This window comes from Laribacter hongkongensis DSM 14985 (genome assembly GCF_000423285.1).
Lineage (GTDB): Bacteria > Pseudomonadota > Gammaproteobacteria > Burkholderiales > Aquaspirillaceae > Laribacter > Laribacter hongkongensis.
On the sequence record NZ_AUHR01000001.1, the window covers coordinates 89,296 to 107,811 of the forward strand.

Genomic DNA, 18,516 nt, shown 5'->3' on the forward strand with positions numbered 1-18,516 from the left:
TCAGGCGAAGTTGTAGCCGGCCTTGAACGATTCGTACGCTTGCGCGAGTTTCTTGTCGTTCTCGTCCGACAGCTTGCCGCTCTTTTCGATGTCAGCGAGCAGCTCAGCGTGGTTGGCCTTGATGTTGGACAGGAAGTCGGATTCGAACTTGAGCGCGGTCTTGACCGGAATGCCTTCGTAGTAACCCTTGGTCACGCCATACAGCGTCATGGCCATTTCCGACACCTTCAGTGTCGAGAACTGCTTCTGCTTCATCAGCTCGGTCACGATTTCACCGTGCGAGAGCTGCTTGCGGGTCGCTTCGTCAAGATCGGAGGCAAACTGGGCGAAGGCCGCGAGTTCGCGGTACTGGGCCAGTGCCAGACGGATACCGCCACCGAGCTTCTTGATCACGTTGGTCTGGGCTGCACCACCCACGCGCGACACCGAGATACCGGCATTCACGGCCGGACGGATGCCGGCGTTGAAGAGGTCGGTTTCCAGGAAGATCTGGCCGTCGGTGATCGAAATCACGTTGGTCGGCACGAAGGCAGACACGTCACCGGCCTGGGTTTCGATGATCGGCAGGGCGGTCAGCGAACCGGTCTGGCCTTTCACTTCACCGTTGGTCAGCTTTTCAACGTATTCGGCGTTCACGCGGGCAGCACGCTCAAGAAGGCGGCTGTGGAGATAGAACACGTCACCCGGATAGGCTTCGCGGCCCGGCGGGCGACGCAGCAGCAGGGAGATCTGGCGGTAGGCCACGGCCTGCTTGGACAGGTCGTCATACACGATCAGGGAGTCACGACCGGTATCGCGGAAGTATTCGCCCATCGCGCAGCCGGAGTACGGGGCGATGTATTGCAGGGCGGCAGTTTCCGAAGCCGAGGCAGCAACGATGATGGTATGGTCCATCGCGCCGTGCTCTTCGAGCTTGCGCACCACGTTGGCGATCGACGAGGCTTTCTGGCCGATGGCAACATAGATGCAGATGACGCCGGAACCCTTCTGGTTGATGATCGCATCCAGGGCCACGGCGGTCTTGCCGGTCTGGCGGTCACCAATGATCAGTTCGCGCTGGCCGCGACCGATCGGGATCATGGCATCAATGCCCTTGAGGCCGGTTTGCAGCGGCTGGTCCACCGACTTGCGGGCGATCACGCCCGGAGCCACTTTCTCGACCGGGCTGGAAGCCTTGGCCTGGATCGGACCCTTGCCGTCGATCGGCTGGCCCAGAGCATTGACCACGCGGCCAACCAACTCCGGCCCGACCGGCACTTCGAGAATGCGCCCGGTGCACTTGACTTCGTCGCCTTCGCTGATGTGCTCGTACTCGCCCAGCACCACGGCGCCGACCGAGTCGCGCTCAAGGTTGAGGGCCAGACCGTAGGTACCGCCCGGAAATTCGAGCATTTCACCCTGCATCGCGTCCTTGAGGCCGTGAATGCGGATGACACCGTCGGTCACCGAGATCACGGTACCGGTGGTACGTGCTTCGGTCGCAGACGGCAGGTTCTGAATCTTCGCGCGAATGAGCTCGCTGATTTCAGAAGGGTTCAACTGCATGATCTCTCCTAACTTTTGAGGCTGATCGCCATCGTGTGCAGTTTGCCGCGTACCGAAGCGTCGATGACTTCGTCACCGACGAGGATACGGACGCCGCCGATCAGCGACGGGTCCACACTGGCCTTGAGCACGATCTCTTTGCCGTACTTGGCCTTGAGCGTGGCGGCGAGTTCTGCCGATTGCGCCTCGGTAAGCGGGTAGGCCGATGCGATGTCCGCAGTCAGGACACCCTCTTCGACCTGCTTGAGCTGTTCAAACTGCTCGGCGATGGCCGGCAACAGCGCCAGACGATGATTCTCGGCCAAGGCCTCGAGGAGGTTCCTGACCTCATGACCGGCCTTGTCACCAAGTATCCCGCCCAGCAGTGTCACGACTTCCGCTTCGGTGCGTTCCGGATTGGCGACTGCTGCGCTCACGGCCGGTTCGGCCAGAGATGCAGCAAGCCAAGCCAGCGCCTCGCTCCATTGAGCCAGACGCCCTTCATCCTTGGCCAGCCGGAATACCGCCTCGGCGTAAGGCCGCGCTACGGTAATGAGTTCTGCCATGGGCTGATTACAACTCCGCTTTGATGGAGGCCAGAAGGTCGGCGTGCTTGGAGGCGTCGATCTCGCGCTTGAGGATCTTCTCTGCACCCACGACTGCGAGGTCGGCTACCTGGCCACGCAGGTCTTCCTTGGCACGCAGGACTTCCTGACCGATCTGAGCGCGAGCATCCACAAGAATTTTCTCGCTCTCGGTCTTGGCTGCCTGCTTAGCCTCATCCACGATCTGGGCTGCGCGCTTTTCAGCCATCAGCACCAGTTCGCTTGCCTGCTGCTTGGCCAGACGGATCTGTTCGTCGACGCGCTTGCTCGCCTGCTCCAGATCCTGCTTGCCCCGCTCGGCAGCTGCCAAACCATCCGCGATGCGTTTGGCACGCTCGTCCATCAAGTTAGTCAGCGGAGGCCAAACGAATTTCATCGTGAACCACACCAGGATGGCGAAAGTGATCGCCTGTCCCAGCAGTGTTGCGTTGATATCCACGTTTGTTTTCCTCCTTCAGTTCAACAACACCCGGCTTGCGCCGGATTGATCAGGCACCCAAGGCAGCCTTGGCGGCAGCCAGGAACGGGTTGTTGAACGTGTACAGAAGGGCCACACCCACACCGATCATCGAGATGGCGTCCAGCAGACCGGCAATGATGAAAAGCTTGGTTTGCAGAACCGGGATCATTTCCGGCTGGCGGGCTGAGCTCTCGAGGAACTTGCCGCCGAGGATGCCGAAGCCCAGAGCGGTGCCGATGGCGCCCAGACCGATCATGATGGCAGCGGCCAGCGCGGTCATGCCCTGAATCTGCGAAACGAGTGCTTCCATGGATGTCTCCTAAAAGTGAGAACGAGTTGATGAGGGTAAATTAAAGAGGGGTAGTTACCACCGCCCTCACCCGAGGGCGGTAAGTTCGGTCAGACCGGTCAGTGGTCTTCCACCGCCAAGCTCAGGTACACGATGGTCAGCATCATGAACACGAAGGCCTGGAGGGTGATGATCAGGATGTGGAAGATGGCCCACGGCGCGCCCAGCGGCCACTGCACCCACCACGGCAGCAGAGCGATCAGGATGAAGATCAGTTCACCTGCATACATGTTGCCGAAAAGACGAAGTGCGAGAGAGATGGGCTTGGCGATGAGTTCGATCAACTGGAACAGGAAGTTGATCGGGCCGAGCTTCGGACCGAACGGTGCGCTGAAGAGTTCATGCATGTAGCCGCCAAAGCCCTTGGCCTTGATCGAGAAACCGATGATCAGGAACATCACGGCGATCGACATGGCAAAGGTTGCGTTGGCATCAGCCGAGGCCACCACCCGCAGATAGACGTGGGCCGGATCGGCTCCGAACACGTGCTGGCCGATCAGCTGGGCACCGTACGGCAACAGGTCAACCGGCAGCAGGTCCATGGCGTTCATCAGGAACACCCAGACAAAGATCGTCAGCGCCAGAGGGGCAACCACGTTGCTCTTGTGATGAAAGACTTCCTTGACTTGGCTGCCGATCATATCCACAACCATTTCAACGAAGAGCTGCAAGCGCCCCGGATTTTCAACGCGGAAGCCGCGCACTACCCGTGCAAAGATAAACAGGTAGAGGAAACCGAGGATGAGCGAAACCGTGAACGTATCCACGTTGATCGCCCAGAAACCACCATCGTGCGGCCAGGTTGCCTGCGTCAGGTGGTGCTTGATGTATTCGGTAGCATTTCCAGCCATTTGCCCACTCTCGATTTTATTTGGATAACAATCCCAACCAGTATGCCGACTGCGCAGCGGCGAAACCGCCAAGCAATGCGCACGCCGACACACTCTTGAAAAAGAGCATGACCGCCACAAACAAAAATGCCGTAACGATCATTTTCAGCGCCTCGGCCCGGAAATGACGCCGGACCAGGACACCGGGTGCGGCCCGTTTTCGGGCAAAAGCCACTCCGATGTAAACCAGAGCGCCCATGACAACGATGGCGCCTCCCAGCAGGGCCGACAGACCGGCATGCATGGCGTCCTGCGCCATACCGGCGGCAACCAAGGCTGCCAGCACCGTCAACCCGACCTGCAGCCGGATCACGTATCCTACTCTTTTTGTGATCATCGGCTTGAAGCGCCTAGAAAAACCGCATGATTATAGGAATGTGCAGCGCACAACGTCAATTCCGAATAACACATTGTAATATCAGAATCTACTGGCACATTACTCGCGCGTGAGTGCGGCAAGAAACCTATCCAGTTGATCCAAATCAAGATATTCAATCTCGAGACGCCCGCGCCCCTTGCTGCCATGACGGATTTTCACCGCCACGCCCAGCCGGTCAGCCAGCTCCTCCTGTAGCCGGGCAACGTCCGGATCGACCTTGCGCCCGCCTGCCACCGGCACGGGAGCCGACGACTCGCTGAGACGCGCCTGGGCGCGCCGTTCCGCCTCACGCACGGACAGGCCACGATCGGCAATGTCGCGCGCCATGTCGATCTGGTCCAGCACCGGCAACGGCAACAGGGCACGTGCGTGCCCCATGTCGAGCTTCCCAGCATAGACGAGATCCTGCACCGGTTCAGCCAGATGCAGCAGACGCAGCAGATTGCTGACCGCACTGCGCGACCGTCCCAGCGCCGCCGCAGCCCGCTCGTGCGTCATGCCGAATTCGTCGATCAGCCGCTGGATGCCGTGCGCCTCTTCCAGCGCATTGAGCTGCTCGCGCTGGATGTTCTCGATCAGGGCAATCGCCAGCGCCGCCTCGTCCGGCACGGCACGCACCACCGCCGGAATCTCGGTCAGCCCGGCCTTGCGGGCCGCCCGCCAGCGCCGTTCCCCGGCAATCAGTTCGTATTCACCCAGACCGATCTCGCGCACCACGACAGGCTGGATCACCCCCTGCGCCAGGATCGAGTCCGCCAGCTGGGCCAGCGCCGCCTCGTCCATGTGGGTACGCGGCTGATAGCGACCCGGGCGGATATCGCTGATTTTCAGCGTCGCCAGCCGGTCTTCGGTATGGTGGGCCGCCAGCAGGACATCCAGCCCGCGCCCCAGCCCTTTGGGTTTCTGTTTGGACACACTCATGCCGTTACCGCCATTGCATCCAGCCGGGCCAGCAACTCGTCGGCCAGAGCCAGATAAGCCTTGGTCCCCTTGGCCCGGCGGTCATAGGCCAGCACCGGCAAACCGTAACTCGGTGCCTCGGCCAGCCGGATATTGCGCGGAATGACCGTTTCAAACAGCTTGCCGGGGAAATGCTGCGCCAGCTCGGCCGACACCTGTTGCGCCAGCGTCGAGCGGGCGTCGTACATGGTGCGCACCAGCCCGACGATGTCGATCGCCGGATTGAGCGCCACCCGCAGCTTGCGCAGGGTGGTCACCAGGTCAGACAACCCTTCCAGCGCGTAGTATTCGCACTGCATCGGAATGATGGCACCGGTAGCCGCCACCAGCCCGTTCAGCGTCAGCAGGTTCAGCGCCGGCGGACAATCGATCAGGATGTAGTCGTATTCGCCGGCAATCGATGCCAGCGCCGTACGCAGGCGTGACTCGCGCTGGCCGGCATCCACCAGCTCGACTTCGGCCGCAGCCAGATCGCGGTTGGCCGGCAGCACGTCAAACGCCACGCCCTCGCCCCGGCAGCGCACCGCCGCCGGATCCATGCCGTCCACCAGCACATGGTAGACGCTGTGGCGCAGCTGCCCCTTGTCCACTCCGGAGCCCATGGTGGCATTGCCCTGCGGGTCAAGATCGACCAGCAGGACCCGCTGGCCACGCTCGGCCAGACTGGCTGCCAGATTGACCACCGTGGTGGTCTTGCCGACTCCGCCCTTTTGGTTGGTTACTGCCAGCACCCGGGCCATGTCAGCGCAACCCCAGCTTGACCAGATGCCGCTCGGCATCCAGCCCCGGCACCTTGAGTTCAATCACTTCGCGCACGCATACGTCTTCAGGCAACTGGGCGATTTCCTCGTCGGGGTACACGCCCTTCAGGGCTGCCCATTCACCGCCCTCGGCCAGCAAGTGGCGGGTCAGGCGCACGAATTCGGCCAGATCGGAAAACGCCCGCGAAGTAATGACGTCAAACTTGCGCTCCGGCTGGAAAGCCTCCACCCGCTCGCATACCACTTCGGTATTGGTCAGCCCCAGCTCGATCACGGCCTGCTTGAGGAAAGTGGTTTTCTTGTGGTTGGCATCCAGCAGCGTCAGCGACCAGTCCGGCTGGCTGATGGCAAACGGGATGCCAGGCATGCCGCCACCCGAACCCACGTCCAGAATGCGCTGGCCGGCCACCAGCGGCAGGGCCGCCAGGCTGTCGAGCACGTGGTACGACAGCATGCGGCCGGTTTCACGCACGGCAGTCAGGTTGTAGACACGGTTCCACTTGTCGAGCAGCTCGACATAGTGGACCAGCAGCAGTTCCTGCGGTGCGCTGAGCGCAAGACCGAGCTCGGCGAGACCGGCTTTGAGTTCTTCTTTAAGGTTCATTCGCTTTTTGGCGCCCCGGCGCGTTTGAGATAGACATGCAGCAGGGAGATCGCGGCCGGCGTGACACCGGAAATGCGCGACGCCTGGCCCAGCGTTTCCGGCCGGTGCAGCGCCAGTTTCTGCTGCACCTCCTTCGACAGTCCGCTGACGGCGGAAAAATCGAAAGCGGCCGGAATGCGGACATGCTCGGTGGCTTCGCGCCTGGCGACCTCTTCATGCTGACGGTCGATATAGCCTTGGTATTTGACCTGAATTTCCACCTGCTCGGCAACCGCCCCGCTTAGGGCCTCGCCACCGAAGGCCGGCAGCGTGGCCAGCGTGGCGTAATCCACGCCAGGCCGGCGCAGCAGTTCTTCCAGCGAATACTCGCGCTCCACCGGCTGCCCCAGCACCCGCCGGGCATCTTCTTCGCTCACCAGCCGCGGATTGACCCAGGTGGACTTCAGACGCTCGCGTTCGGCCGCCACGGCATCCCGCTTGCGGCAGAAAATGTCCCACTGCGCATCGCCCACCAGCCCCAGCCGGCGGCCGGTTTCGGTCAGGCGCAGGTCGGCGTTGTCCTCGCGCAACTGCAAGCGGAATTCGGCCCGGCTGGTAAACATCCGGTAGGGCTCGTTGACCCCGAGGGTGGTCAGGTCATCCACCAGCACTCCGAGGTAAGCCTCTTCGCGCCCCGGATACCAGCCTTCTTCGTCACGCGCGGCGCGGGCGGCATTCAGTCCGGCCAGCAGCCCTTGTGCGGCGGCTTCTTCATAGCCGGTGGTGCCGTTGATCTGCCCGGCGAAAAACAGCCCGGCCACCCGTCTGGATTCCAGCGTGTGCCTGAGCGCGCGCGGATCGAAGTAATCGTATTCGATGGCGTAGCCAGGACGCAGGATATGGGCGTTTTCCAGCCCTTTCATGCTGCGCAAGGCGGCCAGCTGGATATCGAACGGCAGGCTGGTCGACACGCCGTTCGGATAGATTTCGTGCGTGTCGAGCCCTTCCGGTTCCAAGAAAATCTGGTGGCTGTCGCGGTCGGCAAAGCGGTTGATCTTGTCCTCGATGCTCGGGCAGTAACGCGGCCCTACGCCTTCGATCTTGCCGGTGAACATCGGGCTGCGGTCAAAGCCGGAGCGGATGATCTCGTGCGTGCGCAGGTTGGTGTGCGTCACCCAGCACGGCAGCTGCTGCGGGTGCATGTCGCGGCTACCGCGAAAGCTGAACACCGGTGCCGGATCATCGCCCGGCTGCATTTCCAGTACCGAAAAATCAATGCTGCGCCCGTCAATGCGTGGCGGCGTGCCGGTCTTCAGCCGGCCCACCGGCAGGGCGTAGTCGCGCAGGCGCGCGCCCAGCGTGCTGGCGGCCGGATCACCGGCGCGCCCGCCGGTGTAGTTTTCCAGCCCGATATGGATCTTGCCCGACAGGAAGGTGCCCGCCGTCAGTACCACGGTCCGGCTCATGAACGTGATGCCGGCCTGGGTAATGGCACCGGCCACCCGGTCGCCCTGCATCACCAGGTCATCCACTGCCTGCTGGAACAGCCACAGGTTGGGCTGGTTTTCCAGCATGTGGCGGATGGCGGCCTTGTAGCGGACGCGGTCGGCCTGCGCGCGGGTGGCGCGCACGGCCGGGCCCTTGCTGGCATTGAGGGTACGGAACTGGATGCCGCCCATGTCGGTGGCCAGCGCCATGGCACCGCCCAGCGCATCCACCTCTTTGACCAGATGGCCCTTGCCGATGCCGCCGATCGACGGATTGCACGACATCTGGCCGAGCGTTTCGATGTTATGGGTCAGCAGCAGCGTACTGCGTCCCATGCGGGCCGCGGCCAGCGCCGCTTCGGTGCCGGCATGGCCGCCACCGACGACGATGACGTCAAATTCGGTCGGGTAAATCATGGCTGAAAGTCTGCCAATGCGTTTTGCACAGAAAAGCGCGCAATTCTACGCCAAATCCGCCCCCCCGGTAAGCGACTGATTTCGCGGTCGATCTTGCCTCCCGTCCGGCCATTCTTCCTCCTGTCGCCGATTGTTCATGCCCGGGTCGCGAAACAGTCATGTTGAAACGAGACGCTCCAGGCGTCCTGTTTTCACCTAAGGAAGGCCCATGCGCACCTCTCCCCGGTCCACCGCCCGCCAGGGCGCACCCCAGCTGAATGTCCGGCTGGCCCGCAACGAAGCGGACCTGCTGGCGGCCCAGCGCCTGCGTTACGACATTTTTGCCGGAGAAATGGGTGCCCGGCTGGCCTCGGCCGACACCGGCATCGACTGCGACGAATACGACCCCATCTGCGACCACCTGCTGGTCACCGCGGGCATCGACGGTCCGGTGGTCGGCACCTACCGCATGCTGCCGCCAGCCCGGGCGGCCCGCGCACCCTGCCTGTACGCCGAACACGAATTCGACCTCGACGCCCTGGCCACCCTCAAGCCCCGGCTGGTCGAGGTCGGCCGCTCCTGCGTGCATCCCGACTACCGGCGCGGCGCCGTGATCGCCATGCTGTGGACCGGGCTGGTGCAATACGCGCGTAGCGTCGGTGGCGACTATCTGGCCGGCTGTGCCAGCGTGCCGCTGCACGATGGCGGGCGTGAAGCCGCCAGCGCCTGGCAGCACCTGCAACCACAACTGGCCCCGCCGGAATGGCGGGTGCCCCCCCTGCTGCCCCTGCCGCTGGAGTCGCTGCCGGCACCCGACCCGGCCATGCCGCTGGCTCCGCTGCTCAAGGGCTATCTGCGCGCCGGCGCCTTCATCTGTGGCGAACCGGCGTGGGACCCGGCTTTTCGCTGTGCCGATTTTTTCGTCCTGCTGCCGCTGGCAGCCACCGATGCCCGTTATGCCCGCCGCTTTGTCGCGCCGGCCGGTCAGCCCAAGGCATAGCGCACCAGTGCAATGGCGCCGGCTGCCAGTCCGCCGATCACGGCACCGTTGACGCGGATCCACTGCAATTCGTCGCCGACCTTGTCCTCGATCTGCCGCACCAGCTCCCGCGTGGGCAAACGCTCCTCCGACAGGCTCAGGCGTACCGTATCTCCAATCAGGCCCGGACGGGATTCGATCACCTCGACCAGCAAGCGACGGGCGCTGGAATCAAAGCTGTCGCGCGTCTCGGCATGCGTCAGGAAATGGGCGATGCCACCGCCGATCAAGGCATCCAGCCGCTGGCTGACCGGAGACACCGGATCGGCCAGCGCCCGGTCCAGACCGGCACGTGCGCCGGCCAGCCAGTGCGCCAGCGGCCCTTCCGGCCGCCACTGTTCCTCCAGCACCCGGCGCAGCAGTTCACCCAGCATCACCGTGGCCGGTTGTCCGCCGGCCAGCCGGCTGCCCCAGCCTGCCAGCGTGGCCGCCAGCTCCTGCCGCAGGGGATGCGCCGGATCATTTTCCACCTCGCGCAGCACGCCGTCGGCATGCACCACCAGCATGCCCACGAGATGACTGACGCGCTCCCGGTCATCGTCGCCATCGACAAACAGGCGCGCCAGCTTCAGCTTGGTCGACTCCCACCAGCCTTCGCCGGCGTAGTCGGCCAGGGCGCTCAGCAGCGCCGCCGTCAGCCAGTCACGCAAGGCCGGCTCGGCCAGCGCCCGCCGCAGTGACAGCGCCAGCACGTCGGCCAGCCGGGACTGCACGGACGGTTCGGCCAGCGCCTGGGCCATGCCGCGACCGGCGACACCGGCCAGCCGCTCGGCCGTCAGCCCCTGGCGCAACCCGGCCGCCAGCGCCTCTTGCAGGGCGGGCTGCTCCAGCGCTGCGGTCATCGGCAGCACAAAACCGCGCAAGGCGCGCCGGACCGCGTCGCGCCGGGCCGGATCGCGCAGGTAGTCGGCAATCAGCCCGGCAAACGACACACCGGCCAGGCGCTCACGCAGCACGTCCGGTGCCAGCCAGCGGGTTTCGGTCATTTCGACAATGCCTTCGGCCAGCCGCTCGCGCTTGCGGGCCAGAAGATCGGTGTGGCGCGACAGGCCGGGAAGCGGAATGCGGTGAAACAGGGCCGAGACGGCAAACCAGTCGGCCAGCCCGCCGACCGTTGCCCCTTCGAATGCCGTGGCCAGCACCCGCCCTTCGGCCCCGGGCAGCCAGCCGGCCCAGATGGCGGCCTCGCAGGCCAGCAGGCCGCCTCCGGCCAGCGCCAGTGAAACCGGCCCGCGATGTCGTGACAGGTAGCCGCCTGCCGGTGCGGAATCAGTCATGACCGTTTGTCTGCCATGCAAAAGCGTCAGTCTAGAGCATGTTCCAGCCCGGCCATAGCCGGACGGCCGGCAACACCAGACCAGACCGCCGGTTGGCCGCCCCGGACCGAAGCGGCCGCTGCGTCGCCGGCCAGACCTGTGCCCTCGCGGGAACTGCGCATGGTCATGGAGTAACCAGGCACTGCCGGCCGACCCGGCGCAGGCAATACCCTGCCGGTGAGCGGATTTTCCGGTGCATGCGGGCATGCTGCCGGGGGCAACGGGTCCGGGCCAGCACACACCATGGCCAATACAGTGAGCATTGATGCAGTCCGACAACCGGCCCGACATAACATACAGGCAGGCAGGCAGGCAGGCAGGCAGGCAGGCCAGAATACCGCGCGGCCAGCAGACTCATACCTCCGCCACGACCCGAGACAGGCTCCCGGATGCATCACCGGGCGGCATCTGCGGCTTGCCGGCACCGGCAGGCCTGCCGACAATGCGCAGCCTGACTGTTACGGGATTTGCCATGGACGCCATGACGCCGGTCGGCTATATCCGTTCGCCGTTTGCCGACAAGTTCGGCGTACCCCGCCAGCCACGGCTGGCACCGCATGCACGGGCCGAACTGCAACTGCAGCCGCCGTTCGACCATCCGGACTGCGTGCGCGGACTGGATGGCTATTCGCACGTCTGGCTGACGTTCGTGTTCCACGCCCATCTGGGACGTGGCTGGAAGCCTTTGGTGCGCCCGCCGCGGCTGGGCGGCAATGACAAGCTCGGCGTCTTTGCCAGCCGCTCCACCTTCCGTCCCAATCCCCTTGGCCTGTCACTGGTCGAGCTGCTGGCGGTCGAACCGGGCCGGCTGCTGCTGGCGGGGGCCGATCTGGTTGACGGCACGCCGGTACTCGACATCAAACCCTACATTCCGTTCTCCGACTCGGTGGCCGGTGCCCGCTGTGACTGGGTGCCGGCTCCACCGCCGACCTTGCCGCTGCGCTGGACTCCGCTCGCAGCCGCCCAACTGGCACAACTGGCCGACCGTGACCTGGCGGTCCTGATCGGCGAAGTGCTGACGCAGGACCCGCGCCCGGCTTTTCATGACGATCCGGCGCGGATTTACGGCGTGCGGCTGGCATCACTGGACGTACGTTTCCGCGTTGATGCCGGTGGCGTTGAGGTGGTCGAGCTGGTTGACGCTGGCACAACACATGCCAGCAAGGTTTAAGCACTGGCTAAGTTCATCCGTTGACCATGCGTTCCCGGTCGTCAGGGAACCCCTTGCCGGCCGGCCAGTCCCACAAGACTGGGTTTATCCTTTGAATCGTACCGCCCCTCTTTCAGGATCAGGAGCCGCCATCATCATGAAGACTGCCACTCGCCACCTTGCCTTGTCGCTCGCCCTCGCCGGCCTGCTGGCAGCGCCATTTGCGGACGCCGCCCGCATCGGCAAGGGCAAATCGTCCGGCATGCAGCGCAGCATGAAGCCGGCACCGACCTATCAGCAGGCTGCGCCGGCCGCTCCGGCCATGCCGGCACAGACGGCACCGGCACCGCAACGCAGCGGTCCGGGTGTCGGCACCGCCATCGCCGCCGGTGCGGCGGGTGCGGCAGCCGGCTACATGCTGGGCAACGCCATGAGCGACAACCAGACCGCCAGCGCCAACAGTGCGGCCGAAAAACAGGCAGCCGGCGACAAGACGGCGGCCGAGAGCGGCACCGGCGGCATGGGCATCGGCACCTTGCTGCTGCTGGCCCTCGGTGGCTTCCTGCTGTTCCGCTTCATCCGCCGCCGCCAGCAACAGCAACCGCCGCTGCCGACTCCGGCCGGCATGGTGCCGCCGAATGCCCGCGCGCCGCTGAACCCGAACGCCTTCAAGATCAACCCGACCGGCAGCGTGCCGGTGCCGCCGATCGGCGGTGGCTATGCCCAGCCGGCGGCGCTGACCCGCCTGCCGGACGGTACCGAAGTGCCGCACTTCGTACGCCAGGCCAAGGCTACGTTCATGCACCTGCAAAGCATGAACAACCCGGACAACGTCGAGGAAGTCCGCAAGTACCTGACGCCGGAGCTGTTCGAACAGTTGCGCGCCGACATCGCCGGCAATCCGGAAACCGCTGACTTCCCGCAGCTTGACTGCCAGGTGGTGGACGCCTCCACCGAGGCTGACGGCCGGATCGTGGCCAGCGTGCGTTTCTCCGGACTGGTCAGCGAATCGGTCGGTGCACCGGCCCTGCCGTTTGCCGAAACCTGGCACTTCATCAAGTCCGACGCGACCAGCCAGAAATGGGTGGTGGCCGGCATCCAGCAAGACCAGTAATCCTGTAGTTCCGTCGTACCCTTCCTGTCTTGACCGCCGGCACGGACCGGCGGTTTTTTCTCGCCCTCTGACACGCCATGTCGCTGAAACCGCCACATGGGTCGTGTTTTTTGACGCAAAATATCCGCTTCGCTTTTTTGTCTTACGACTCATGGACCATCCCAGACCGAGCTTGCCCTGCACACCCCTGTTTGACCCCTTGCATCACCTGACGGGGAGGCTGTCATGGAATGGCTGATGGATCCGTCGGTCTGGCTGGGCCTGACCACGCTGATCGTGCTCGAGATCGTCCTCGGCATCGACAATCTGGTGTTCATCGCCATCCTCGCCGACCGCCTGCCACCCGAGCAGCGCGACCGCGCCCGCCTGATCGGCCTGTCGCTGGCCCTGCTGATGCGGCTGGGGCTGCTGTCGGTCATGTCGTGGCTGATCACGCTGACCTCGCCCCTGATCACGCTCGGCGGTTTCAGCCTGTCCGGCCGGGACCTGATCCTGATCACCGGCGGCCTGTTCCTGCTGTTCAAGGCCACGGTTGAGCTGCACGAACGACTCGAGGGCCGCTCCCACCAGGACAATGGCCAGCGCCCCTACGCCGGCTTCTGGCTGGTGGTCGCGCAGATCGTGGCGCTGGACGCGGTGTTTTCACTGGATGCAGTCATCACCGCCGTGGGCATGGTCAACGAACTGGGCATCATGATGGCCGCAGTCATCATCGCCATGGGCGTGATGGTGCTGGCATCCAGGCCGCTGACCCGCTTTGTCAACGCCCACCCGACCGTAGTGGTGCTGTGCCTGAGCTTCCTGCTGATGATCGGCCTGAGCCTCGTGGCCGAAGGCAGCGGCCTGCACATTCCCAAGGGCTATCTCTACGCCGCCATCGGCTTCTCGATCCTGATCGAATCCTTCAACCAGATGGCCCACCGCAACCTGGTGCGCCAGCAGGCGCACCGGCCACTGCGCGAGCGGACGGCAGAAACCATCATGCGCCTGATGGGACCACGCCAGCATCCCCATGCATCCGGCGATGCCCCGCATGCCGCCGCCCCGTCGGACGATGCGCCGGCACCGCTGCCGGCGTTCGGTGAAGAAGAGCGCGACATGATCAGCGGCGTGCTGACCCTGGCAGACCGCTCGATCCGCAGCGTGATGACGCCGCGCAACGAGATTTCGTGGATTGACCTCGATGCCGGTCCCGATGCGGTACGCCAGCAGTTGCTGGATACCCCGCACAGCCTGTTCCCGGTCTGCCGCGGCTCGCTGGACCAGGTACTGGGGGTGGCGCGCGCCAAGGACATGCTGGCCGCCCTGCCGAACTACGATGCGCTGGAAAGCTTTGTGCGCCGCCAGCCGGCGCCGATCGTGGTACCGGCATCGCTGGAAACGCTCACGCTGATGGGCGTGCTGCGCCGGGCACGCGGCCGGCTGGTGCTGGTGGCCGACGAAGCCGGCACCATCGAAGGTCTGGTGACGCCGCTGGACGTGCTGGAGGCAATTGCCGGTGAATTCCCGGACGAGGACGAGACACCGGACCTGGTGCGCGAAGGTGCGGAATGGCTGGCCAAGGGCAGCACCGACCTGCACTGGCTGGCACGCAAGCTGGATGCACCGGAACTGCTTGACGCCGAGGCGGACTACACCACGCTGGCCGGCCTGTTGCTGGCCCGGCACGGTGCCCTGCCGGAACCGGGTGAAGTCATCCGGGCCGGCTCGTTCGAGTTCGTGATCCTTGCCGTGGCCACCCGCCGCATCGAGCGGGTGCGGATCCGTCGCATGGCTCCGGAACCCGTCACCGAAACGGACTGATCCCCGGACAGGGCCGGCACAGTTGTCGGCCTGCAAAAAAACCCGCCCCGGCAGCGATGCTGCTGGGGCGGGTTTTCACATGGATCGCCGGATGCCTTACTGCGCTGCCGGCGTGGCCGGCAGCATCTGGTTGGTGCGGGCGTCGATGTACTGGAAGAAGGTGTGCACCTGCTGCGCTCCCGAGGTTTCACTGGCGATACGGGCCGCTGCAGCTCCTTCATCCTGCGTCACCAGTCCGAGCAGGAACACCTGGCTACGTTCGCTGACCACCTTGACGTGGTTGGGCGAGAACAGGTTGGCCTGCACCATGCGCGCCTTGACCTTGGAAGTCAGTGTGCCGTCGTTCAACCGGTCACCCAGACTGGAAGCCCCTGCCACCACGGTCTTGTTGTAGACATCACGCACGTTGGGCATGCCGCGGGCCAGCAGTTCGACCCCGGCGCGGGTGGCTTCGTCCGGCACTTCGCCGGTCAGCAGTACGGCCCTGTTGTAGCTGGTGACGTTGACATGCGCGGCGGGATAGCCCGACGAAACCTGCTGCGCCAGCTTGACCTCGGTGGTCTGGTCGTCAACGTAGACGCCGGACGAGCGGCGGTCGGCCCCGACCAGCACGGCCCCGCCGGCTCCGGCGGCCACCAGCGGCACGCACGCTGCCAGCTGGCTGGCCAGGATGGTGGCGGCAACGGCCATTCCGAGTGATTTGGTCACCTGCATTCAGTCTCCTCCCAGCAGCATGTAGTCCACGGCATCGCACAGCGCGTGGATGATGGTGATATGGACTTCCTGGATCCGGGCCGTCCGTTCGACCGGCACGTTGATCAGGATGTCGTCGGCCGTCATCAGGTCGGCAATCTGGCCGCCGTCGCGGCCGGTCAGGGCAATGACACCCATCTGGCGTTCGTGGGCGGCGTGGATGGCCTCGATCACGTTGAGCGAATTGCCCGACGTGGACAGGGCCAGCAGCAGGTCGCCGTCCTGTCCGAGCGCACGTACCTGCTTGGAAAACACCCGCTCGAAATCATAGTCGTTGCCGATGGCGGTCAGCGCCGAGGTGTCGGTTGCCAGCGACAGGGCGGCAAGGCCCGGACGCTCCTTTTCAAAGCGTCCGACCATTTCCGCGGCAAAGTGCTGGGCATCGGCGGCCGAGCCGCCATTGCCGCAGGCGAGGATCTTGCCCTCGTTCATCAGGCAGGCCACCATGCTTTCGGCCGCCTGGGCAATGGTACCGGGCAGTACCTCCATGGCGAGCTGCTTGGCCGCCATGCTTTCCAGAAAATGTCCGTTGACGCGCTCAATGAGTTCCATCACGCGTGAATCCTTTGCCCAAAGGGCCTGAGTCTATACATCAATCTGCCTGAGCCAAACCGGCTCGTCCGAGCCCTCGAAGCAGACTGCATCAAAACGGCAGGGTGGCAGCGGCCGGGAACGGGTCAGCAGGAAAGCCTCGGCCGCCTGTCGCAAGCGCCGGCACTTGCCGGCACCGATGCTGGCCGCTGCGCCGCCGAAACGGGCACTGCTGCGGGCACGCACTTCGACAAACACCAGCACCGGACCTTCCTGCATGACGAGGTCCAGCTCACCGCCGCCTCCACGCCAGTTTCGCACAAGGAGCTTAAGCCCGGCCGATTGCAGATGAGCCAGCGCCAGGTTTTCCGCCTGCTGGCCACGGGTCAGCGTCATGGCTCCAGCACACTCACCGGCAGTTGCCGCCGGAACTGCCGGTCATGGGCAAGGACCAGTTCTCCGGTCACGCCGTCGAACGTCCGGCCGCTGGCCATAGGGCCGTTCATGAGTTCGACCGCCAGGCGGTAGGCATCAATCCCGAGGGCATAGAGCCGCTCGGTCGCCAGCGTCAGGGGTTCGGCCGGGCGTGGATAGCGCTGCACCACCGGTCGCTGCGGATCGATCAGCCACGGCATGTCCGGCACCCGGGTACCGGCCAGCACCGGCGGCAGGGGAGTGACCCGCAACTGGGAAGTCGCATAACGCGGCAGCCGGGCCGGCAGGGCCGGCGCCAGCAGGGGCTGCGACAGCGCTAGGAATGCGCCGTCGGCTGTGGCGGACAGGGCCGGCAAGGCCGGCGAGTCATACTGCACGCTGGCCGGCAGCTGGTGACTGCCGTCTACGGTCCACGCATTGACGAATGCCCGTGCCAGCCGGGCATCCAGCCCGCCCGGACCGGTAACAACCAAGGGCCGCTGGATACCGGCTGCCCGCATGTCGGTCGCCGATTGCCGGGCTTCGTGGTCAGCGGCCAGCGACAGGCTGTAAAGCTGGGGCCGGGGCGGCAATCCGTCGAGCGCATTGAGCGCCAGCGTGGGAACAGCCTTGACCAGGGGTACGATACCGGCAACGGCGGACCGGGTCAGCGGCCCGATCACCACGCGCGCGCCTTGCTTGAGCGCGGTCTGGTAGGCACTGGCGACCTGCTGCTGGCCGTCCGTGTCGTAGACGATCACCTCCGGGCCGTGTTCTGCCTGCCGGGCGGCCATGATGCCGGCACGCACCACCTGGGCAGCCTCCTGCAGGCCGGCGTGCTGGAGCGGTAACAGGACGGCAATCGGCGCCGGTCCCGGCAATGCCGTGCCAGCAGCAGCCTGCGGATTCGCCACGGGTACAGCCGGTAGCGTAGCCGGTGCAGACGGCACGGAAGCAGCAGCTCCCGGCAGCGGTCTTAAGGGCGCGGCATTGAGCCGGATGATATAGTCGGCCTCGGCAGGCGTTGCTGCATGCGCGCTTGCCAGCCAGAAGCCGGCCAACAGGGCCAGAAGTGGAGCCAGTCGTTGCATTCCCCGTACTTTCAGATACTTGAAGATGCCAGAGTCTCGTTTAAGCGAGGCACATTATATGTAGCGGCTACCCCGCTGGGAAACCTTGCCGATATCACCTTGCGGACATTGGCACTGTTTGATGCCGCAGACATCATTCTGGCAGAGGATACGCGCGTCACCGGACAATTGCTGGCACGCTACGGTTTGCGTCGCCATATCGTCAGTGTCCGCGAACACAACGAGCGCAGCATGGCCGACAAGGTGATCGGCTGGTTGCAGGACGGCAAGCTGGTCGCGCAGGTATCCGACGCCGGCACTCCGGCAGTGTCCGACCCTGGCGCCCGCCTGTGCCGGGCGGTCTGGGAGGCCGGTCTGCCGGTATCTCCCCTGCCCGGTGCTTCGGCCGTGACGGCGGCGCTGTCCGCATCGGGCGTAATGGCTGAAGGCTGGCGGTTTGCCGGTTTTCTGTCGCCCAAATCGAAGGCCCGACGGGAGGCGCTGGCGGGCTGGCTGCACTGCCCCGATGCCGTGGTGATCTACGAGGCACCGCACCGCATTCAGGATACCGTCGCCGACATCGTGACCGAGCTGGGAGAAGAGCGTCCGCTGGTGCTGGCCCGCGAGCTGACCAAGACGTTCGAAACCATCCTGCGGCTGCCGGCTGCCGGCCTGCTCGAGCGCATCAACAGTGACCCCAACCAGTCCCGCGGCGAGATGGCCATCATCATCGAACCGGCACCCGCCACGGCGGATTCGGACGAAACCGCCGTTGTCGAAGGCCAACACATCCTCAAGGTCTTGCTGGCCGAAGGACTTCCGGTCAAGCAAGCCGCCAGCATCACCACCCAGCTGGCCGGCGGACATAAAAAGGCCTGGTATGAACAGGCCTTGGCCCTGAGAAACAGCTGATTGCCATAACCAGGCCGGCC

At 64.7% G+C, this 18,516-nt stretch carries 20 protein-coding genes; 5 read left to right on the top strand and 15 right to left on the bottom strand.

What is annotated here, in order from left to right; translation table 11 throughout:
• From atpA to mnmG, 10 genes are all read right to left on the bottom strand, one after another.
• Complete coding sequence (atpA, locus tag G542_RS0100420; RefSeq protein ID WP_012698444.1) at positions 1 to 1,545, bottom strand: F0F1 ATP synthase subunit alpha; 1,545 nt, start codon at positions 1,543 to 1,545, stop codon at positions 1 to 3.
• 8 nt (positions 1,546 to 1,553) lie between these two features.
• Entirely contained in the window at positions 1,554 to 2,090 is a 537-nt protein-coding gene (locus tag G542_RS0100425; protein WP_012698445.1) for a F0F1 ATP synthase subunit delta, read from the bottom strand.
• Positions 2,091 to 2,097: 7 nt separating this feature from the next.
• On the bottom strand, positions 2,098 to 2,568 hold the full coding sequence (locus tag G542_RS0100430) for a F0F1 ATP synthase subunit B (RefSeq protein WP_012698446.1): 471 nt from the start codon (positions 2,566 to 2,568) through the stop codon (positions 2,098 to 2,100).
• Positions 2,569 to 2,617: 49 nt separating this feature from the next.
• Entirely contained in the window at positions 2,618 to 2,899 is a 282-nt protein-coding gene (gene atpE / locus G542_RS0100435; protein WP_012698447.1) for a F0F1 ATP synthase subunit C, read from the bottom strand.
• 98 nt (positions 2,900 to 2,997) lie between these two features.
• Positions 2,998 to 3,789, bottom strand: coding sequence for a F0F1 ATP synthase subunit A (gene atpB, locus G542_RS0100440; protein WP_012698448.1), 792 nt, complete (start codon positions 3,787 to 3,789; stop codon positions 2,998 to 3,000).
• Positions 3,790 to 3,805: 16 nt separating this feature from the next.
• Complete coding sequence (locus tag G542_RS0100445; protein ID WP_012698449.1) at positions 3,806 to 4,165, bottom strand: ATP synthase subunit I; 360 nt, start codon at positions 4,163 to 4,165, stop codon at positions 3,806 to 3,808.
• A gap of 99 nt (positions 4,166 to 4,264) precedes the next feature.
• Entirely contained in the window at positions 4,265 to 5,128 is an 864-nt protein-coding gene (locus tag G542_RS0100450; protein WP_012698450.1) for a ParB/RepB/Spo0J family partition protein, read from the bottom strand.
• Positions 5,125 to 5,907, bottom strand: coding sequence for a ParA family protein (locus G542_RS0100455; RefSeq protein ID WP_012698451.1), 783 nt, complete (start codon positions 5,905 to 5,907; stop codon positions 5,125 to 5,127). Before G542_RS0100455 ends, G542_RS0100450 begins: the two co-directional genes overlap by 4 nt.
• 1 nt (position 5,908) lies before the next feature.
• Complete coding sequence (gene rsmG / locus G542_RS0100460) at positions 5,909 to 6,532, bottom strand: 16S rRNA (guanine(527)-N(7))-methyltransferase RsmG (protein ID WP_012698452.1); 624 nt, start codon at positions 6,530 to 6,532, stop codon at positions 5,909 to 5,911.
• Complete coding sequence (gene mnmG / locus G542_RS0100465; RefSeq protein WP_012698453.1) at positions 6,529 to 8,415, bottom strand: tRNA uridine-5-carboxymethylaminomethyl(34) synthesis enzyme MnmG; 1,887 nt, start codon at positions 8,413 to 8,415, stop codon at positions 6,529 to 6,531. Before mnmG ends, rsmG begins: the two co-directional genes overlap by 4 nt.
• A gap of 208 nt (positions 8,416 to 8,623) precedes the next feature.
• Here mnmG and G542_RS0100470 point away from each other — a divergent pair, with 208 nt between their 5' ends.
• Positions 8,624 to 9,394: a GNAT family N-acetyltransferase gene (locus G542_RS0100470; protein WP_012698454.1), complete on the top strand. Its 771-nt coding sequence runs from the start codon at positions 8,624 to 8,626 to the stop codon at positions 9,392 to 9,394.
• On the opposite strand, the gene G542_RS0100475 is transcribed toward G542_RS0100470, so the two are convergent.
• Entirely contained in the window at positions 9,379 to 10,710 is a 1,332-nt protein-coding gene (locus G542_RS0100475; RefSeq protein WP_027823107.1) for a DUF445 domain-containing protein, read from the bottom strand. The two genes, G542_RS0100470 and G542_RS0100475, sit on opposite strands and share 16 nt — an antisense overlap.
• Positions 10,711 to 11,191: 481 nt before the next feature.
• On the opposite strand from G542_RS0100475, the gene tsaA reads away from it, so the two are divergent.
• The 3 genes from tsaA to G542_RS0100490 all read left to right on the top strand — a co-directional run bounded on the left by tsaA (position 11,192) and on the right by G542_RS0100490 (position 14,816).
• Positions 11,192 to 11,920 (top strand): tRNA (N6-threonylcarbamoyladenosine(37)-N6)-methyltransferase TrmO, encoded by a 729-nt coding sequence (gene tsaA, locus G542_RS15450; protein ID WP_244878661.1) that lies wholly within the window; start codon positions 11,192 to 11,194, stop codon positions 11,918 to 11,920.
• Positions 11,921 to 12,056: 136 nt separating this feature from the next.
• Positions 12,057 to 13,013 (top strand): Tim44 domain-containing protein, encoded by a 957-nt coding sequence (locus G542_RS0100485; protein ID WP_027823109.1) that lies wholly within the window; start codon positions 12,057 to 12,059, stop codon positions 13,011 to 13,013.
• A 225-nt stretch (positions 13,014 to 13,238) separates the two neighbouring features.
• Positions 13,239 to 14,816 carry a TerC family protein gene (locus G542_RS0100490; RefSeq protein WP_012698460.1) on the top strand — a complete coding sequence of 526 codons (1,578 nt, stop codon included), beginning with the start codon at positions 13,239 to 13,241 and terminating at the stop codon, positions 14,814 to 14,816.
• A 96-nt stretch (positions 14,817 to 14,912) separates the two neighbouring features.
• Here G542_RS0100490 and G542_RS0100495 read toward each other — a convergent pair whose 3' ends face one another.
• From G542_RS0100495 to G542_RS0100510, 4 genes are read right to left on the bottom strand one after another with little or no spacing between them, the layout of a single operon-like run.
• Positions 14,913 to 15,530: a BON domain-containing protein gene (locus G542_RS0100495; protein WP_244878662.1), complete on the bottom strand. Its 618-nt coding sequence runs from the start codon at positions 15,528 to 15,530 to the stop codon at positions 14,913 to 14,915.
• On the bottom strand, positions 15,531 to 16,121 hold the full coding sequence (locus tag G542_RS0100500) for a phosphoheptose isomerase (RefSeq protein ID WP_012698463.1): 591 nt from the start codon (positions 16,119 to 16,121) through the stop codon (positions 15,531 to 15,533). It abuts the gene before it with no gap.
• Between the two features lie 33 nt (positions 16,122 to 16,154).
• The gene (locus G542_RS0100505) at positions 16,155 to 16,496 is read right to left on the bottom strand and encodes a YraN family protein (RefSeq protein ID WP_027823111.1); all 342 of its coding nucleotides are present in this window, start codon (positions 16,494 to 16,496) and stop codon (positions 16,155 to 16,157) included.
• Positions 16,493 to 17,605, bottom strand: coding sequence for a penicillin-binding protein activator (locus G542_RS0100510; protein ID WP_027823112.1), 1,113 nt, complete (start codon positions 17,603 to 17,605; stop codon positions 16,493 to 16,495). Before G542_RS0100510 ends, G542_RS0100505 begins: the two co-directional genes overlap by 4 nt.
• On the opposite strand from G542_RS0100510, the gene rsmI reads away from it, so the two are divergent.
• A complete protein-coding gene (gene rsmI / locus G542_RS0100515) occupies positions 17,600 to 18,496 on the top strand; it encodes a 16S rRNA (cytidine(1402)-2'-O)-methyltransferase (protein WP_012698466.1) in 897 nt (298 codons plus the stop codon). The two genes, G542_RS0100510 and rsmI, sit on opposite strands and share 6 nt — an antisense overlap.
• The last annotated feature ends 20 nt before the right edge of the window (positions 18,497 to 18,516 follow it).

Coding starts and splice junctions, on each gene's coding strand:
- atpA (WP_012698444.1), bottom strand. CDS start 1,545: ATGCAGTTGAACCCTTCTGAAATCAGCGAGCTCATTCGCGCGAAGATT.
- G542_RS0100425 (WP_012698445.1), bottom strand. CDS start 2,090: ATGGCAGAACTCATTACCGTAGCGCGGCCTTACGCCGAGGCGGTATTC.
- atpE (WP_012698447.1), bottom strand. CDS start 2,899: ATGGAAGCACTCGTTTCGCAGATTCAGGGCATGACCGCGCTGGCCGCT.
- atpB (WP_012698448.1), bottom strand. CDS start 3,789: ATGGCTGGAAATGCTACCGAATACATCAAGCACCACCTGACGCAGGCA.
- G542_RS0100445 (WP_012698449.1), bottom strand. CDS start 4,165: ATGATCACAAAAAGAGTAGGATACGTGATCCGGCTGCAGGTCGGGTTG.
- G542_RS0100450 (WP_012698450.1), bottom strand. CDS start 5,128: ATGAGTGTGTCCAAACAGAAACCCAAAGGGCTGGGGCGCGGGCTGGAT.
- G542_RS0100455 (WP_012698451.1), bottom strand. CDS start 5,907: ATGGCCCGGGTGCTGGCAGTAACCAACCAAAAGGGCGGAGTCGGCAAG.
- rsmG (WP_012698452.1), bottom strand. CDS start 6,532: ATGAACCTTAAAGAAGAACTCAAAGCCGGTCTCGCCGAGCTCGGTCTT.
- mnmG (WP_012698453.1), bottom strand. CDS start 8,415: ATGATTTACCCGACCGAATTTGACGTCATCGTCGTCGGTGGCGGCCAT.
- G542_RS0100470 (WP_012698454.1), top strand. CDS start 8,624: ATGCGCACCTCTCCCCGGTCCACCGCCCGCCAGGGCGCACCCCAGCTG.
- G542_RS0100475 (WP_027823107.1), bottom strand. CDS start 10,710: ATGACTGATTCCGCACCGGCAGGCGGCTACCTGTCACGACATCGCGGG.
- tsaA (WP_244878661.1), top strand. CDS start 11,192: ATGCGCAGCCTGACTGTTACGGGATTTGCCATGGACGCCATGACGCCG.
- G542_RS0100485 (WP_027823109.1), top strand. CDS start 12,057: ATGAAGACTGCCACTCGCCACCTTGCCTTGTCGCTCGCCCTCGCCGGC.
- G542_RS0100490 (WP_012698460.1), top strand. CDS start 13,239: ATGGAATGGCTGATGGATCCGTCGGTCTGGCTGGGCCTGACCACGCTG.
- G542_RS0100495 (WP_244878662.1), bottom strand. CDS start 15,530: ATGCAGGTGACCAAATCACTCGGAATGGCCGTTGCCGCCACCATCCTG.
- G542_RS0100500 (WP_012698463.1), bottom strand. CDS start 16,121: ATGGAACTCATTGAGCGCGTCAACGGACATTTTCTGGAAAGCATGGCG.
- G542_RS0100505 (WP_027823111.1), bottom strand. CDS start 16,496: ATGACGCTGACCCGTGGCCAGCAGGCGGAAAACCTGGCGCTGGCTCAT.
- G542_RS0100510 (WP_027823112.1), bottom strand. CDS start 17,605: ATGCAACGACTGGCTCCACTTCTGGCCCTGTTGGCCGGCTTCTGGCTG.